The organism is Nocardioides panzhihuensis (genome assembly GCF_013408335.1).
GTDB lineage: Bacteria > Actinomycetota > Actinomycetes > Propionibacteriales > Nocardioidaceae > Nocardioides > Nocardioides panzhihuensis.
Genome location: NZ_JACBZR010000001.1, coordinates 658,175 through 673,223 on the forward strand (window position 1 = coordinate 658,175; position 15,049 = coordinate 673,223).

21 protein-coding genes are annotated in these 15,049 nt (G+C 66.8%); 11 read left to right on the forward strand and 10 right to left on the reverse strand.

All coding sequences use genetic code 11. The features are described from left to right. Positions 1-131: 131 nt before the first annotated feature. The gene (locus BJ988_RS02945) at positions 132-1,202 is read left to right on the forward strand and encodes a WD40/YVTN/BNR-like repeat-containing protein (RefSeq protein ID WP_179656616.1); all 1,071 of its coding nucleotides are present in this window, start codon (positions 132-134) and stop codon (positions 1,200-1,202) included. A gap of 16 nt (positions 1,203-1,218) precedes the next feature. Here the strand turns inward: BJ988_RS02945 and BJ988_RS02950 are convergent, their stop codons facing one another. From BJ988_RS02950 to BJ988_RS02965, 4 genes are read right to left on the reverse strand one after another with little or no spacing between them, the layout of a single operon-like run. After that, positions 1,219-1,626, reverse strand: a complete 408-nt coding sequence (locus tag BJ988_RS02950; protein WP_179656618.1) for a VOC family protein — start codon at positions 1,624-1,626, stop codon at positions 1,219-1,221. 39 nt (positions 1,627-1,665) lie between these two features. Continuing rightward, on the reverse strand, positions 1,666-3,294 hold the full coding sequence (locus BJ988_RS02955) for a PH domain-containing protein (protein ID WP_179656620.1): 1,629 nt from the start codon (positions 3,292-3,294) through the stop codon (positions 1,666-1,668). Beyond that, the gene (locus BJ988_RS31230) at positions 3,291-3,809 is read right to left on the reverse strand and encodes a PH domain-containing protein (RefSeq protein WP_179656622.1); all 519 of its coding nucleotides are present in this window, start codon (positions 3,807-3,809) and stop codon (positions 3,291-3,293) included. The genes BJ988_RS02955 and BJ988_RS31230 overlap by 4 nt, the downstream gene beginning before the upstream one ends. Positions 3,810-3,838: 29 nt before the next feature. Next, complete coding sequence (locus tag BJ988_RS02965; RefSeq protein WP_179656624.1) at positions 3,839-5,167, reverse strand: GH1 family beta-glucosidase; 1,329 nt, start codon at positions 5,165-5,167, stop codon at positions 3,839-3,841. A gap of 79 nt (positions 5,168-5,246) precedes the next feature. On the opposite strand from BJ988_RS02965, the gene ychF reads away from it, so the two are divergent. The 3 genes from ychF to BJ988_RS02980 all read left to right on the forward strand — a co-directional run bounded on the left by ychF (position 5,247) and on the right by BJ988_RS02980 (position 7,320). After that, positions 5,247-6,320, forward strand: coding sequence for a redox-regulated ATPase YchF (gene ychF / locus BJ988_RS02970; protein ID WP_179656625.1), 1,074 nt, complete (start codon positions 5,247-5,249; stop codon positions 6,318-6,320). A gap of 150 nt (positions 6,321-6,470) precedes the next feature. After that, positions 6,471-6,968 (forward strand): GNAT family N-acetyltransferase, encoded by a 498-nt coding sequence (locus BJ988_RS02975; protein WP_218860558.1) that lies wholly within the window; start codon positions 6,471-6,473, stop codon positions 6,966-6,968. 82 nt (positions 6,969-7,050) lie between these two features. After that, on the forward strand, positions 7,051-7,320 hold the full coding sequence (locus BJ988_RS02980; RefSeq protein ID WP_179656627.1) for a hypothetical protein: 270 nt from the start codon (positions 7,051-7,053) through the stop codon (positions 7,318-7,320). A gap of 107 nt (positions 7,321-7,427) precedes the next feature. Here the strand turns inward: BJ988_RS02980 and BJ988_RS02985 are convergent, their stop codons facing one another. Then, positions 7,428-7,847 (reverse strand): DUF1761 family protein, encoded by a 420-nt coding sequence (locus BJ988_RS02985; protein ID WP_179656629.1) that lies wholly within the window; start codon positions 7,845-7,847, stop codon positions 7,428-7,430. A 47-nt stretch (positions 7,848-7,894) separates the two neighbouring features. Here BJ988_RS02985 and BJ988_RS02990 point away from each other — a divergent pair, with 47 nt between their 5' ends. The 6 genes from BJ988_RS02990 (at position 7,895) to BJ988_RS03015 (ending at position 10,947) form a co-directional block, all read left to right on the forward strand. Further along, on the forward strand, positions 7,895-8,542 hold the full coding sequence (locus BJ988_RS02990; RefSeq protein WP_179656631.1) for a winged helix-turn-helix transcriptional regulator: 648 nt from the start codon (positions 7,895-7,897) through the stop codon (positions 8,540-8,542). An 85-nt stretch (positions 8,543-8,627) separates the two neighbouring features. Beyond that, positions 8,628-8,909: a type II toxin-antitoxin system RelE/ParE family toxin gene (locus BJ988_RS02995; RefSeq protein WP_179656633.1), complete on the forward strand. Its 282-nt coding sequence runs from the start codon at positions 8,628-8,630 to the stop codon at positions 8,907-8,909. Positions 8,910-8,924: 15 nt separating this feature from the next. After that, the gene (locus tag BJ988_RS03000) at positions 8,925-9,230 is read left to right on the forward strand and encodes a HigA family addiction module antitoxin (RefSeq protein WP_179661309.1); all 306 of its coding nucleotides are present in this window, start codon (positions 8,925-8,927) and stop codon (positions 9,228-9,230) included. An 80-nt stretch (positions 9,231-9,310) separates the two neighbouring features. Beyond that, entirely contained in the window at positions 9,311-9,697 is a 387-nt protein-coding gene (locus tag BJ988_RS03005) for a GNAT family N-acetyltransferase (RefSeq protein WP_343051432.1), read from the forward strand. A gap of 175 nt (positions 9,698-9,872) precedes the next feature. Then, positions 9,873-10,331, forward strand: a complete 459-nt coding sequence (locus BJ988_RS03010) for an SRPBCC family protein (RefSeq protein WP_179656637.1) — start codon at positions 9,873-9,875, stop codon at positions 10,329-10,331. 97 nt (positions 10,332-10,428) lie between these two features. Further along, entirely contained in the window at positions 10,429-10,947 is a 519-nt protein-coding gene (locus tag BJ988_RS03015; RefSeq protein ID WP_179656639.1) for a hypothetical protein, read from the forward strand. Here BJ988_RS03015 and BJ988_RS03020 read toward each other — a convergent pair. The 5 genes from BJ988_RS03020 to BJ988_RS03040 form a co-directional block, all read right to left on the reverse strand. After that, complete coding sequence (locus BJ988_RS03020; RefSeq protein WP_179656641.1) at positions 10,899-11,243, reverse strand: VOC family protein; 345 nt, start codon at positions 11,241-11,243, stop codon at positions 10,899-10,901. The genes BJ988_RS03015 and BJ988_RS03020 overlap by 49 nt on opposite strands. Before the next feature lie 67 nt (positions 11,244-11,310). Next, a complete protein-coding gene (locus BJ988_RS03025) occupies positions 11,311-11,934 on the reverse strand; it encodes a hypothetical protein (protein ID WP_179656643.1) in 624 nt (207 codons plus the stop codon). 148 nt (positions 11,935-12,082) lie between these two features. Beyond that, positions 12,083-12,538 (reverse strand): carboxymuconolactone decarboxylase family protein, encoded by a 456-nt coding sequence (locus BJ988_RS03030; RefSeq protein WP_179656645.1) that lies wholly within the window; start codon positions 12,536-12,538, stop codon positions 12,083-12,085. 152 nt (positions 12,539-12,690) lie between these two features. After that, positions 12,691-13,182 (reverse strand): SRPBCC family protein, encoded by a 492-nt coding sequence (locus tag BJ988_RS03035; protein ID WP_179656647.1) that lies wholly within the window; start codon positions 13,180-13,182, stop codon positions 12,691-12,693. 14 nt (positions 13,183-13,196) lie between these two features. Next, positions 13,197-13,805 (reverse strand): DNA alkylation repair protein, encoded by a 609-nt coding sequence (locus BJ988_RS03040; RefSeq protein WP_179656649.1) that lies wholly within the window; start codon positions 13,803-13,805, stop codon positions 13,197-13,199. A gap of 103 nt (positions 13,806-13,908) precedes the next feature. Between BJ988_RS03040 and BJ988_RS03045 the strand changes: the two genes are divergently transcribed. Beyond that, a complete protein-coding gene (locus BJ988_RS03045) occupies positions 13,909-14,958 on the forward strand; it encodes a protein kinase domain-containing protein (protein ID WP_179656651.1) in 1,050 nt (349 codons plus the stop codon). Positions 14,959-15,049: the final 91 nt, after the last annotated feature.

Here is a 15,049-nt window from a genome sequence, read left to right on the forward strand (position 1 = left end):
GTAGTTGCAGAGGACGAAACTCGACATTCGTCACCCACAACTACAGATTCGCCTGTTCGCGGTGCCGTCTCGGCGGACGAATTTTGTCAGTTCGGTGGACAGAATGGGCCGGCAGGGACAGGGTGAACTCCGTGCGCATCGTTGTCGGAGCCGCAGCGGCGGCCACTCTCGCTCTCACCACCCTCACCTTCGCGCCGGCGGCGCAGGCTGTGCAGTCTGTGCCGTCTGGGCAGCCAGGAGGTGCGTACGACTGGACGTCTGTGAACGTCGATACGAAGCAGGGGTTCCGGGCGCTCGACGCCGTCGACGCGGACACCGCGTGGCTCGGCGGCGACGGCGGGGGAGTCTTCCGTACGACGGATGGCGGCCGGACCTGGGACGAGGTGTCCCCACCGGGAGCCGACGAGCTGCTCTTCCGTGACATCGAGGCGCGCTCGGCGAGCGAGGCGGTGGTGCTCTCGATCGGCGAGGGCGAGGCCAGCCGGATCTACAAGACCGTCGACGGTGGCGCGACCTGGACCGAGACGTTCCGCTCCGCGGAGCCGACCGCGTTCTACAACTGTCTCGACTTCTGGCCTGGTGGCAAGCGCGGGATCGCGATGAGCGACCCGGTGGACGGCGAGTGGCGGATCATCACCACCGCCGACGGCGGCGACACCTGGACGATCGCGGACACGCGTGGTCTGGAGGCTCCCGGTGAGCTCGGCTACTCCGCCAGCGGGACCTGCCTGGTCACCGCGGGCGGTCGAGACGCCTGGATCGGTGGTGGCGGCTCGGCCGCGAGGGTCCACGCCACCCACGACGGTGGCCGCACCTGGTCGTCGGCCGACTCCACGATCGCGACTGGCGAGGCCGCCGGAGTCTTCGGTCTCGGCTTCCGCAATCCCCGCCAGGGGATCGCGGTGGGTGGCGACTTCGGGCTCGAGGACGACGGCGTCGACCGTGCTGCCTACTCCACCGACGGTGGTCGCACCTGGACGAACTCAGCCTCCGACCTGGGCGGATACCGCGAGGCGGTCGCCTGGATCGGCGGCAGCACCGCGATCGCGGTCGGCCCGAACGGCAGCGACCTCACCCACGACAACGGCCGCTCCTGGAAGCCGTTCGGCGCCGAGCAGACCCGCTTCCACACCGTCGACTGCGTCGGCGGCACCTGCTGGGCCGCCGGTGCGGGTGGGCGGGTCGGAGTGCTCACCCGCTGAGGCCAGATCTGCTGGGTCAGATCTTGAGCCCGATCGTCATCGGGCCGCGCGACGCCATCTCGTGCTCGCCACGCTCGACGCAGAACTCGTTGCCCTCGGGGTCACGGAGCGCGACGAAGCCGGTCCCGTCCTCCTTGCGGTGGTCGCCGAAGACGGTGGCTCCGAGCTCGAGCGCCCGCTCGACCAGCTCGTCACGGGTGCTGTCCTCCGGCTTGATGTCGATGTGGACGCGGTTCTTCGCCGACTTCGCCTCGGGCACCGGGACGAAGAGGAGCATCATCTCCGTCGAGGGGAAGCTCTTGGCGACGATCACCTCGGGGTCCTCGTCGTAGAAGAGGTGCCAGCCGGTGATCGCCGACCAGAACCCTCCGAGCTTGCGGGCGTCGGTGCAGTCGAAGGTGAGATGGCGGATCTGGATCGTCATGGCCGGATCATCCACGATGCCGCTCGGAGGAGAAACGGGTTATTCGACGAACTCCGAGACCGTACGCGGCGTGGCCGCCGTCGCGAGCGCGACGGCCGTCTCGACCGGCACGTCCGGGACCTCCACGTACTCCCGGCCGGCCGCTGTCATGGCGGTGACCTGGGCGAGCCCGAGGCGACGGTCGAAGTAGGTCTGCTTGACCCGCCAGCCGATGATGCCCTCGGTCTGCAGAGCGGTGCGGACGGTCGTGAAGGAGCCGGATCGGACGACCAGATAGCGCTCGGTGAGCGCGTGGCCGAGGTGGCGGTGGGCGAGCTCGGCGCCGAGCAGCTCGAGGACGAACCCGATCACCAGCACCGCGACCGGTAGCCACCAGAGCCAGAGGTCGCCGTAGACCCCGATCAGCACCGTCGGCACCAGCGCGAGCGACGTCACTATCGCCGTGCCGATCAGCGCCCGGAACCAGTAGCGGCGCCGTGGCCGAGGTCCGTGGCCGGTGAGCTCGGCCGAGAACGCGTCCTCGCCGAGGATGTCCCTGCCCACGGTCGACACCACGGACTCCGGCGCCGTCGGCAGGACCGCGGGGAAGTTGTCGTCGAGACCGGTCGTGAGCAGGTTGAGGTCGGCCCCGCCGGCCAGGCCGATCAGCGGGCCGACGGTCGAGGTGGCGCCGCGTACCTTCGCCTCTTCCACCGTCGTCGCGCGAGTGCTGGTCAGGCCGAAGCTGCGCCGCAGCGTGGTGCCCTCGCGGCCCTGCTCGCGCACCACCTGGAGGTCCCACCAACGTACGACGTAGCCGACGCACGAGCCGGCCGCCCAGACCAGCACGGCGACGACGACCGCGATCGGGATCGCGATCAGCAGCATGTCGAGGAACGACTCGATCGGCCGGCCGTTGATCTCGCCGTCGTCGACCCGGAGCCCGAGCGTCTGCTCCCAGGGGATGAGCTCGGAGAAGGCGCCGAAGAACGCGGCCAGGCCACCAAGCGCGATCGCGAGGTTCTTGAGGTTGAGCGGGGCGTACTTGATCCAGGACCAGTCGAGCTTGGCGATCACCTCGCCGTCGTCTGCGACGGACGCTGGCGAGACCTCGCTGCCACCGGTGGCGGTCGACTCCGTCGAGCCCTCGTCGCCGGAGGCTTCGCCGCCGGGCTCGACCGCCTCGGCCGCCGATGGCGAAGGTGTGGCGTGCAACAGTTCGCGTCGCAGCCGGGCGGCGGATTCCTTGGTCAGGGAGTCGAGGTTGATCTGGCCCTCGTCGACCCCGGTGCCGACGCTGACCTTGGTGACGCCGAGCGCACGGTGGACGAGGGTCGAGTTGAGATCGACGCTGCGCACCCGGTCGAGGCGGGCGGTCAGGGTGGTGCGGTTGAGCAGCCCCTTGCGGACCTCCAGATGGGTCGGGGTCACCCGATATGTCGTGGTCAGCCAGGGGATCAGACCGATGACCGCGGCGACCACGGCGATGCCGACAGCGACCAGCAGGCCGATGAGCGGGTTGGCCTGCCCGGCACCGAAGGCACCGACGGCGACCGGGATGACGGCCTGGCGCAGCGTCGAGATCGGGCTGACCACGGCCGTCCATCCGGCCAGACGCTGCCACTCGTCCTCCGGGACCGGGGGCTGCGGGGGAGTCGGGGGCGTCGGGGGCGTCTCCGGAGTGCTCACGTCGCGTCCTCAGGCGTCGCCGCGGTGATCGCGACCAACTTCGCGACGACCTCGAGCGCGAGCGCGTCATCGAGGCACGAGATCTCGACGATGCCTGCGGACGAGGCGGTCGAGACCTTGACCGTACGCAGCCCGAAGTGCCGCATCAGCGGCCCCTGGGTCGAGTCGACCGTCTGCACCCGGGAGAGCGGCACGATCTCGTCGACGACGGTGAGCCAGCCGTGGCGTACGTGGACGGCGATCTCGGTCACCTCCCACCGGTGGATCCGGAACCGGACCGACGGCACGAAGGTCACTCCCGGGATCGGCGCCAAGACCATCAGCGCAACGGCCAGCCAGATCAGCCACGTCCACCAACCGGAGGGCGTCAGGACCGCCGTGACCGCCGCGCCGATCGCGAAGGCCAGCCAGAACACGGCACCGATGGCCGAGGTCATACGCCAGTAGGCCGGTGCTCGTTCGGAGACCTGATGAGCAGGTTCGCGAAGTCGTCGTGGTGCGTCGGGGGCGTTCACAGGAGGCGAGCCTATGGGGTGGCCGGTCTTTACCGTCGCAATTTGTGCGCGGCGATTACGGATGAGTACCAGTCGAAGGAGTCGCGCGGGGTGCGGACGAGGGTGTCGTAGTCGATGTGGACCAGTCCGAACCGCTGTGTGTAGCCCTCGGCCCACTCGAAGTTGTCCATCAGCGACCAGCAGTAGTAGCCCGTGACGTCGATGCCTTCTGCCGCGGCGCGCTCGACCTGGCGCAGGTGGAGGTCCAGGTAGGCGATGCGGTCGGCGTCGCCTTCGCCGGGGGAGGTGTTGTAGGAGGCGCCGTTCTCAGTGATCACGAACGGCGGATGCTCCGGATAGCGCTCGTGCAACGCGGTCAGCAGGTCGTGGAGGCCGTCTGGGACGACCGGCCAGCCGAAGTCGGTGGTCGGATAGCCGGTGATCGGCGGCTGCTCGATCGGGTTCGCCGCGCCCTCCGGCGCGGCGGCAGCGGCGGTCGGGTTGTAGTAGTTGAGGCCGTAGAAGTCGAGCGGCTCGCTGATCACCTCCAGGTCTCCTTCCTGGACCGGGAAGAGCGCGGCGAGGTCCTCGGGATAGCTGCCGAGCAGCACCGGGTCGGCGAACGAGTGGTTCCACAGCGTGTCCAGGAGCTTGGCGGTGGCCTGATCCGCCTCCGAAGAGGTCGCCGGCCAGACCGGCATGTGGTTGGTCGCGGTGCCGATGCTGGCCGCGCCCGCGGCGCGCAGCGCCTGGACCGCCAGGCCATGGCCGAGCAGCAGGTGGTGACCGACCGGCAGTGCGTCGAAGGCCAGGGCCTGACCGGGGGCGTGGATGCCGAGCGCGTGGCCGAAGACGGTCACCACGTTCGGTTCGTTCACCGGGCACCAGTGGGCGACCCGGTCGGCGAGCCGCTCGCCCAGGACCGCGGCGTACTCTCCGAATCTCTGCGCCGTCTTCCGGCTCAGCCAGCCGCCATGGGCGTCCTGCAGGACCTGCGGGGTGTCCCAGTGGAACAGGGTCGCCATCGGCGCGATGCCGTGCTCGAGGAGCCCGTCGACGAGCCGGTCGTAGAAGTCCAGGCCCGCCTGGTTGACTCCGCCCGCGCCGGTCGGCAGCACCCGGGACCACGAGATCGAGAAGCGGTACGCATCGAGCCCGAGCCTCGCCATCAGCGCGAGGTCCTCGTCGAGCCGGTGGTAGTGGTCGCACGCCACCGCTCCGCTGGAGCCGTCGACGATCCGCCCGGGTTCGGCGCAGAAGGTGTCCCACACCGAAGGACCTCGGCCGTCCTCGTCGGCCGCTCCTTCGATCTGGTAGGAAGCGGTGCTGGCGCCGAAGCGGAAGCCGGTCGGGAGGGTGCTGCCGGGAAGCTCGCTCACGCCGTCGAGTTTGCCCGCCCGACCCCGGCTCTGTCCGCGTTTCGGCTGTGCTCGGCGTACGACCCTAGGATTGTCGATCGTGGCACTCACCATCGGCATCGTGGGACTTCCCAACGCGGGCAAGTCGACCCTCTTCAACGCTCTGACCAAGAACGACGTACTCGCGGCGAACTACCCCTTCGCCACCATCGAGCCCAACGTCGGCGTCGTCGGGGTGCCCGACGAGCGGCTGCCGGAGCTGGCGAAGATCTACGGGTCCCAGAAGCTGCTGCCGGCCACGGTGCAGTTCGTCGACATCGCCGGGATCGTGCGCGGCGCCTCGCAGGGTGAGGGTCTGGGCAACAAGTTCCTCTCCCACATCCGTGAGTCCGACGCGATCTGCCAGGTCACCCGGGTGTTCCGCGACGACGACGTCACCCACGTCGACGGCAAGGTCGAGCCCGCCAACGACATCTCCACGATCCAGACCGAGCTGATCCTGGCCGACCTGGAGACGGTCGAGAAGGCGATCCCGCGGCTGGAGAAGGAGTCGCGCAAGGCCCCCGACCTCAAGGCCAACCTAGCCGCTGTGATCGAGGCCAAGGAGGCCCTCGAGGCCGGCACCCCGATCATCGCCACCAAGATCGACCGGGCTCTGATCCGCGACCTGATGCTGCTGACCGCCAAGCCCTACATCTTCGTCTTCAACTGCGACTCCGACGAGCTCGCCGACGAGGCCCTGAAGGACTCGATGCGCGAGCTGGTCGCTCCCGCCGAGGCGATCTTCCTGGACGCGAAGTTCGAGTCCGAGCTCGTCGAGCTCGACGAGGACGAGGCCCGCGAGTTCCTGGCCGACGCCGGCGTCGAGGAGCCTGGCCTGGACATCCTGGCCCGCGTCGGCTTCGACACCCTCGGCCTGCAGACCTACCTGACGGCCGGGCCCAAGGAGGTCCGCGCCTGGGAGATCCCCCAGGGCGCCACCGCTCCCGAGGCCGCCGGTGTCATCCACACCGACTTCCAGAAGGGCTTCATCAAGGCCGAGATCGTCTCCTACGACGACCTCATCGCGTGCGGCTCCGTCGCCAAGGCACGTGACCTCGGCAAGGTGCGCATGGAGGGCAAGGACTACGTCATGGCCGACGGCGACGTTGTCGAGTTCCGCTTCAACGTCTAGTTCGGGGACGAAGTGACCGCCTCGACTGCGCCTTCGATCAGGTCGGCGACTCGGAACGAGACAGCGAAATTGGCGGCGGTCCTCGCTGAGGCGTTCGCCCATTATCCCTGGACCACGTGGGCGATCCCGGCAGAGGACTATTCTCGACGGTTGACCGAACTGCAGGATCTCTATCTTCGATACGCGCTCGACGAGGGCGTGGTCCTGGTGGACGAGCAGCTCGGCGGAGTCATCGCACTCTTGCCGCCGACAGCAGCTCGTCCCTCGGAGGAGTTTCAACAACGAGTCGTAGAGCTCCACGGTGCGCGCTTCACTGCGGTCGCCTCGACCAGCCTTCCAGCTGCGCCTGAAGGTCACTGGAGTCTGGAGACGCTGGGAGTTCATCCCGAGCGTCAAGGAGAGGGCCTCGGCCAGGCGCTCATTCACGCAGGATTGGGCGCGGTGTCGACATCCGCTCACCATGGCGTTGCGTTGGAGACCTCGGACGAGAGAAACGTTCGGCTCTACGAACGCGCCGGGTTCTCCGTGTGTGCCACTACGAGAGTTGACGATGGCCCGATGGTGTATTCGATGGTGCTTAGCAGTCCTGACCGAACGGGGTCCCTGGTTGCTGCTGAGGACGCCATCGATTCCCGCTTCAGCGTCTGACCTGCGGTCATGGGGGCGTGCAGGGTCTCGTCCGCGGAAGCGGAAAAGAGGGCCGGAGACTCATCATCCGGTACCTGATCCGGTGCCTGACCGGACCCCGGAGCGAAACCGGTACGCGTGGGCAAACCTCGAGCGCCCACTACACACGTCGTTCTGGTTCGGCGTCGCGGCTGGGATCCTGGTCGCTGGTCTGATCGTCGTCGGGATCGTCGGGGAACACATCGACCCGGATCCGGGCTATGCGGTGGTGCCGCGGGTCGCAGCGTTCGTCGCGCTGATCGCGATGACGATCATGTACGTCATCCTGTTGGTGTCCAACGCTGCTCTGCGCCTCATCGAGCGGCAGGACTGAACACCCAAGCCGACCTTCAGGCGCAGCCGATGAAATGTCTCCGCTGACCCCTCGCCGATCTGAGGCCTGCACGAACCCCGTCGGCGATCTCGGGGTGAAGGCGGTACCTATTGGAGCAGCCCCACCGCAAGTGACATACCCAGGAACAGCGCAAGCTGGTACGCGCTGTTGATCATGGTGAGTTGAGCCGGTTTCTGCTCGAAGCCGTTGTGTTGCGCCAGCGTGGAGAGTGAGAAGCCGAGCCACGCGGTCAGGCCGACTGCCAGGGCGAGCCAGACCGAACCGCTGCCAAAGAATCCGGACGCGATGGAGGAAGCGGCGGCAAGGGCTGTCGCCGTCACGATGATCGATGCCACCAAGATCGCGAACGGACGCTTGCCAGCCTTCGCCGAGTCCTTCTTGGTCACCCCGGTCAGCTTCCGCCAGGTGCCGCCAACCAGGCCCCAATCGCTGTACCAGACCCACGCGATCGCCATCCCGACTGCGATCGCGACCACGACGGCCAGCCAACTGACGTTCAACTCCACGGCAGACCGTCCTCTCGACTTCGACGGAGTTGATATAATCAATCATGATGGAAAAAGTCAACCAGACCAAGGGGCCGCGCTCCTACGGACAGTTCTGTGCGCTCGCGCGCTCACTGGACGTGGTCGGCGATCGATGGACGCTGCTCATCGTGCGCGAGCTGCTGGCCGGCCCGATGCGGTACACCGAACTGAAGACATCGCTCGAGGGCGTCGCGACGAACCTCTTGTCTGCGCGGCTCAAGACCATGGAGGCGAACGGGATCATCGATCGCCGCCTGGAAGGTGCAGGTGTCGCTTACGCGCTCACGCCCTGGGGCATGGAGCTGCGGGAACCGATGGAAGCGCTCGGCCGCTGGGGAGCACCGCTGCTCGCGAGCGGACCTGGTGACGACGCGTTCCAGCCGCGCTGGCTGATCCTCGCGCTGCCCGCAATGCTTCGAGGTGTGACCGCCTCGTCTCCCGTGGAGATCGGGATAGAAGTTGATGGGTTCCTGATGGTGCTGCGCGTCGACGAGGATGGCCCGACCGCATTCGCCCGAACCGATCAGCGGCCACGCACTGTCTTTACCGCCGCCTCAGATGTTGTCATCGGCCTCGCTGCCGGCGGCATCACCATCGACCAGGCGCTGGCGATGGGCGCCCTTGACGGTGACGAGGGTGTGCTAGCAGAGGTGTTCGCGACCAGCGCGCATTGATCAAAGCTAGGTCTGTTCTTGAACTCGGTGTCGTTCAGGTTTAACGTCTAGCGTTATTGACGCTCTCCGTTATACTCTTTGACTTGTGATCAGGTCGTTCGGAGACAAGAACACCGAGTGCATCTGGCGCGAGCAGTACGTCAAGGCCTTCGACAAGGTCCTTCAACGCCAGGCGCTCCGAAAGCTGGAGTTGCTGCACGCTGCGATGGACGTCGAGGATCTCCGGATCCCGCCGGGCAACCGTCTCGAGCAGCTCAAGGGTGGCCGCAAAGGGCAGCACAGCATCCGGGTCAATGACCAGTGGCGGATCTGCTTCGTGTGGGGGAACGGCGGTGCAGAGCATGTCGAGCTGGTCGACTACCACTAGCGAGGAGGCGTTGTGATGACGGATGACGAGTTGATCGAGCCGATCCACCCGGGAGAGATTCTGATGGAGGACTTCATCGAGGGCTTTGGGATCACCCAGAACAAGTTGGCGGTTGCGATCGGTGTGTCGCCGCGTCGGATCAATGAGATCGTTCACGGCAAGCGCGGTATCACCGCGGACACGGCGGTACGACTTTCCCGGTACTTCGGGAACTCCGCAGAGTTCTGGATGAACCTGCAGGCCCACTACGAACTCCGGATCGAGCGACGAGCACTGCAGGCCCAGCTCGACGCGATCGAGCCGATCCGTGAGGCCTCGTGAACCAGGATCGAGTCGTTCGAACGGCGAAAGAGCGCGATCTGGACGCCGTCGTCGCGCTACGGGCTGAGATGTTCTCCGCCATGGGTGTTCCGGTCGGGGCAGGTGAGTGGCGGCGCAACGCCCGTGAGTGGTTTGCTGACAGGCTCGATGATCCACGCTGTCGGATCGTCGTCGTGGAAGTGGACCGAGTGGTGGTCTCGTGTGCGCTGGGCACGATCCGCGATGCGGCTCCCTCCCCGTCGGCACCTCGTGGTGGCGACGTACTGGTGAGCAATGTCAGCACCGCTCCCGGTGCTCGCGGGCGCGGTCATGGACGGGCCGCGTTCGATGCGGTGATGGAGTGGGCGCAGACCAGTGGGGTTGAGCGAGCTGAGCTTCTGGCCACCGTGGATGGACGCGCAATGTACGAGCGGGCAGGGTTCAAGGAGACTGGACACCCAGCAATGCGGGCAGACCTCCGTCCCTGAGGTGCCGACGCTGGTCGGAGAGTAGGCGCGATGGCGACTGTCAGCGATGTGCCGCCTTTGCGATTTCCGACGTGAGGTTGTTCCGTGACGGAATCGGTGGGTTCGCTTCGGCGTATGACCCGAGTGTCGTCGATCGGTCGAGTGTGTGACGTTCGGATCGACCTAGAATCCTCGGGTGCCACGAATCGAGCTCACCACTGAGATCCCGGCGTCGCCGGAGCGGTGCTTCGAGCTCAGCCTGTCCGTGGACGCACACCGATCTTCGATGTCCGCCTCCGGTGAACGTGCCATCGCGGGTGTCACCTCCGGCGTGATGGGTCACGGGGACTCGGTGACGTGGAGGGCCCGCCACTTCGGGATCCCGATCACGATGACGTCGATGATCAGCCAGTACGACGCTCCGCACCGGTTCGTGGACGAGCAGAGGTCAGGCCCGTTTCGGAGGTGGCGGCACGAGCACCGTTTCGAGCCGACCGCCGGGGGCACGTTGATGACGGATGTCGTGGAGTTCGAGTCGCCGGCGGGGGTGATCGGACGGTTGGGGAACGTCGTCCTGCTCAATCGATACATGACGAGGCTGTTGCGGCAGCGGAACGCATGGTTGACGGACACACTCTCGGCTCCTGAGGCTTGACGACGCTGCGCCGGATGGTCGCCCCGGGCGTCCGGCTAGGCTCTGCCGGAGTCTCGGCTGACGGAGTGGAGATGTGATGGATGGTCAGGGTGCGGCGATGTGGAGCGCATTCCTGCTGCTGACGTACCTGCCGACGATCGTCGCGCTGATCCTGATCGTCCGTGGTGCTGTTGTCCGGGGACGGATCACCGGGCTGGACGTCCTCGATGTCGCGATGGTGTCGGTCTTCTGCTGGGCCGGTGCTCTCGTCTACTTCCTCATCGCCTTCCTCCGTAGCCGACGGGAGGCGCGGGCCTTGGTCGGTTCGAGTCCCGTGATCGAGGAGAGCGAGGCGACCCTGAATCGGGTCGATGAGGCGTACGCGCGGGCCTGGGCCGAAGCGCGTACAGCCGGCGACGATGTCCTGATCGACATGCTCCACCAAGCAGGACTCGGGCCGGAGTGGACCGAGCGGGGGCGGCCGCGGGCGGATCTGTTGCTGGCCATCTGGCAGGCGGGCGCTACTCCGAGGTCGAGCTCGAAACAGCTTCGCGAAGCGCTCCGTGCGCGGGCGGCATCGCGCGATGGTCAGGTGTGGGAACCGACGTTGACCACTCGTCCGGACGAGTCGCGGTAGAAGAATCGGCGCACGCCCCACTCTTCCGTGGACAGAGGGTGGACGATCTCGACGTCCGCGGTCACGGCCGCGGCGTAGGCGGCTTCGACATCATTGACGAAGATCGAGACGTCCGGGTTGACCGAGGCAGTCGCGTCAGCGGTCATCAGTCCGAGCTGGTGGCCGGCGCCGTCAGCAAGGAAGGCGATCCACCCCATGTTCATGACCACACGCATGCCGAGCACGCCGGTGTGCTCGGTGATGGCGGTCGCGAGATCGTCGACGGTCAGGATGGGGGTGATGCGCTCGATCTCCATGCGACGATCCGATCATACTTTCGGTGCCGGTGTGCAGGCCTGATCGGAGCCGAGCTATGCAGCCCGGTCACACGTCCGCCGACATGCGCTGGTCGGTGCCGGGCGCAGGCGCCTGATCGCCGGCGCCGGGACGGCGGCGCACGTAGTAGGCGACGGCGAGCACGACGACGACCGGTCCCCAGAAGGGGAGCGGAGCGGTGCAGATCATCGCGAGCGCTTCCCACCACCCATTGTCGTAGGTGACGTGGTCAGCGATGCCGAACGCGGTCAGTGATTGACCGCCGCCGAGCGGGATGGATCCGAACAACGCGGTGAGGGCCAGACCACCGAGCAGGGCAGGGATCACCGCCGCCATCGGCCGAATGTGCTTGCCGCCGATGAACGGGAGCCGTGCGGGGGCGACCTCGCCCCAACCGCGGACCAGCCCGATGCACAGGAACGCGACCAGCTCCGACAGCACGCTGAGCCCGAACACGTACGGGATGCTCAGCCACAAGGCCGGCATGTACCCGTCCTGCTGCTGCCCCATTTCGAAGTGGAACGCGAAGGGCAGCCGCCACAGGCATGAGGGCAGCAGCAGCAATGGCATCGCGTAGGCCAGCCGCATGATCCATCGCGGCACCGGCCGCTCGGTGTCGCCGACGGCCGGAGCGGTGGGGTGGAACGTGTGGAGAAGCTTCTTGATCGTCATGTCTCCGACTCTGGCGATCCCGGCGTCGCGGGTGATCACCCTTGCGAGGGAGTCGGATCCCCCGCAAGGGCGGACAAGCTGCTACCGCGAGCTCGCCGTCGAAGCTCTGCAACACGTCGAATGTGTTCATGGCGGAGCACTCAAACGGTCAGCGGAAGCTACCGGCATTCAGTCGCGTAGCCACGTTTATTCGGTTCCACGCGTTGACCGATGCGATTGCGGTCACCAGCGCCGCCAGTTCCGCATCTTCGAAATGATCGGCGGCCTCGTCCCAGCTGTCGTCGGGAACTCCCTCGGAGTTGTCGGCGATGCGGGTGATCGCCTCGGTCAGTGCCAGCGCCGCGCGCTCAGCGTCGGTGAAGAACGGTGTATCCCGCCATGCCGCGACCGACCAGAGGCGCTCATCGCTCTCGCCCACCGACCGCGCCTTACGTGAGTGCATGTCGATACAGACCGCGCACCCATTGATCTGACTGGCTCGGATCCGCACGAGCTCGAGGAGACCCCGGGGGATCCCGCTGCTGTTCACGTACTCCTCGACTGCATTGAGCCCTCGATAACCATCGGCAGAGAGCTTGTACACATTCTTCATTCGTGCAGGCATGGCGACCTTTCGGTAGAGCCTCGGTCGATGTCATGAATGGGTCTCTTTGACGCTATCATCGACATCAAAGGTCCGCAATATCGATAATAAGGAAGGCGCGAAGCTGCCGCTGAGCGCCGAGTAGATTCCTGGCGCTTTGCTAGTTCGGGAGGTCAGCTCTCGCCTTCGCGGACGTCTTTCCCGTCCTCTGCGAACTCCTTGAAGTCCCGCATGTGCTGTTGCGACTGCTTGTGGAAGGTGCGTGGCATGAGGAGCCCCACCAGTCGCATCTGCAGGCTGGTGAACCGGTATTCGCTCTCCTGCTCCCACAGAGTTGTCTCTGGGCTGGTCTCAGTCAGCCGATCGCGCGCCACGCTCCACATGCCAGGGCCGGCGATCTCCCGGGCGAAGTGAACGACGACCTCCTTCGGGATGCTGTGCAGATCCTCCGGATCTCGCCGCGTGATCGTCTCGGTCAGCTCCATCGTCTGCTGGCCTGACTGCATCACGACCCGCGATTGTGTGCCGAGCTCGCCGTGCACTCCGTTCACCGGTTCGTGCACCACCACTCCGCGCAACCACTTCGGTAGCTGACCGGGGTCAGCGAGCAGGCTGGCCACCTGTTCCCTGGGCAAGGCGATCTCGATCGAGTTGGTGTATTTCACGGAGCCATTTTCTTTCAGTCTCGGGACGCGTTCCGCTGGCGTGCGTGCTTTCGATAGATCTCGACTGCGGATCGGACGCGAGGATGCTCGTCGCCGTCGAGAGCCGAGGCGATCGCGAGCCCGCGTTCGACGTCCGCGGACGTTCCCTTCTTGATGAACCAGAGTGGTGCCGTGATCGCTGATCTGCGTCGGAGCGGATCTTCAGCGCACGCGAGCTCGTCGAGCACGGCGCCATCGACGGCTTCGATGAGGATCGGCCAGCCGAGCACCCGCGGGGCCGCCCGATCCACCATGTCCCACGTGCTGATGGCGTCATGTCGATCAAGGTAGATGCGGGCGAGAGCCGCGCGCTCGTCGCTCGTGAGGTTCCGTCGGGCGCGGAAGTCGAGGACGCAGAACGCTGACAAACGCATCTCGTACGCCGGATGCTCGAAGAGAGCGTCGAGCTCCGTTCCTGGTAGATCGACAGCAGACTTCGCGATGTCGAACAGCGTGCCCATCCGCACCCCGACCACGAGCTCATCGTCGGCGACGCGGTTGCGGATCTTCGCCTCCTCGATCGGGTCGGCGACGTCGTGCAGGGCCTCGGCGACCTGGGCAGCAGTCGAGAGCGGCGTTGGCATGGACACGAGCATATGGACCCTGGCGCAGAGGCACACGTAGTCACCGAACATGGAGAAGGATCACTCGGTTCGCGCTGAAGGTCGGCCTGTACATTGTCGCGTCGTGATCGAAGGCGTGGGCGGGCGAGTCGTCGCTGACAGGTACGTGCTCGCCGACCGGCTGGGCAGCGGCGGCATGGGCACGGTGTGGAGTGCCTGGGACCAGTTGCTGCAGCGGACGGTTGCCGTCAAGGAGCTCCATGCCGTCGGCGGTGGGCACGAGCAGCAGGTGTCGACGCGGCGGGTGCTGTCGGAGGCGCGGGCGATCGCCCGGGTGACTCATCCGCATGTCATCGACATCTACGACCTGGTGGAGTTCGACGGCGGTCTCTGGATCGTCATGGAGCTGGTCCCCGGTGGCTCGCTGAGCGACCGAGTGGGATCGAGAGGTCTCCTGTCGCCGGCGGAGACGGCCCGCGTCGGCCTGGAGATCCTGTCCGCGTTGGAGGCGGTCCACGCCGCGGGCGCGCTGCATCGCGACGTGAAACCGGCCAACGTTCTTCTGCGCGCGGACGGCAGCAGCGTGCTCACCGACTTCGGTATCGCCGCCCTGTCCGGGCACACCGGTCTCACGGGCACGGGGAGCGTGATCGGCTCGGCCGAGTACATGGCCCCGGAACGTCTGCGCGATCGCCTGTCGGTCCGGCCAGCGATCTGTTCTCCCTCGGTGTCACGCTGTGTTTCCTGGCGACCGGTCAGACCCCCCTTCGCCCGCGGGGACCTCGCGGCGACAACGTTCGCCGTCGCTTACGAGCCGCCCTCCGTCCACGTCCCGGGGCCGCTCGGCGATGTCATCGAGCAGTTGCTGGACAAGGAGCCGGCGAAGCGCCCGCCCGGCGCCCGACTGGCTGAGGCGCTGCGGTCGATCGTCGACGGAGCTCCCCGGGCGCTGCAGGCGACACTGCGGCAACCGGGGCTACCGGCACAGCCCGGGCACCCCGCGCGCGCGAACCGGCGCCGCACGGCGCTCATGGGGGCGATCGCCGCCGTGGTGTTCCTAGCCGGAGCGGTCGTGACCGCGTACGTCGTCGGGGACGATCCTGATCCTGGGTCGAAGAACCAGACCGCGCAGACGGCCGCCGGTGTCTCTGCAGGCTCGCCTGTGGATGGGTGATGCCGGTTCCGGGGGAGAGGGGGAGGTTCTGGGTCTTCTCCGGCGATCAGTATCTGCTGGTCCACACCGCGGGCGACCGGTCCGGCAAGGG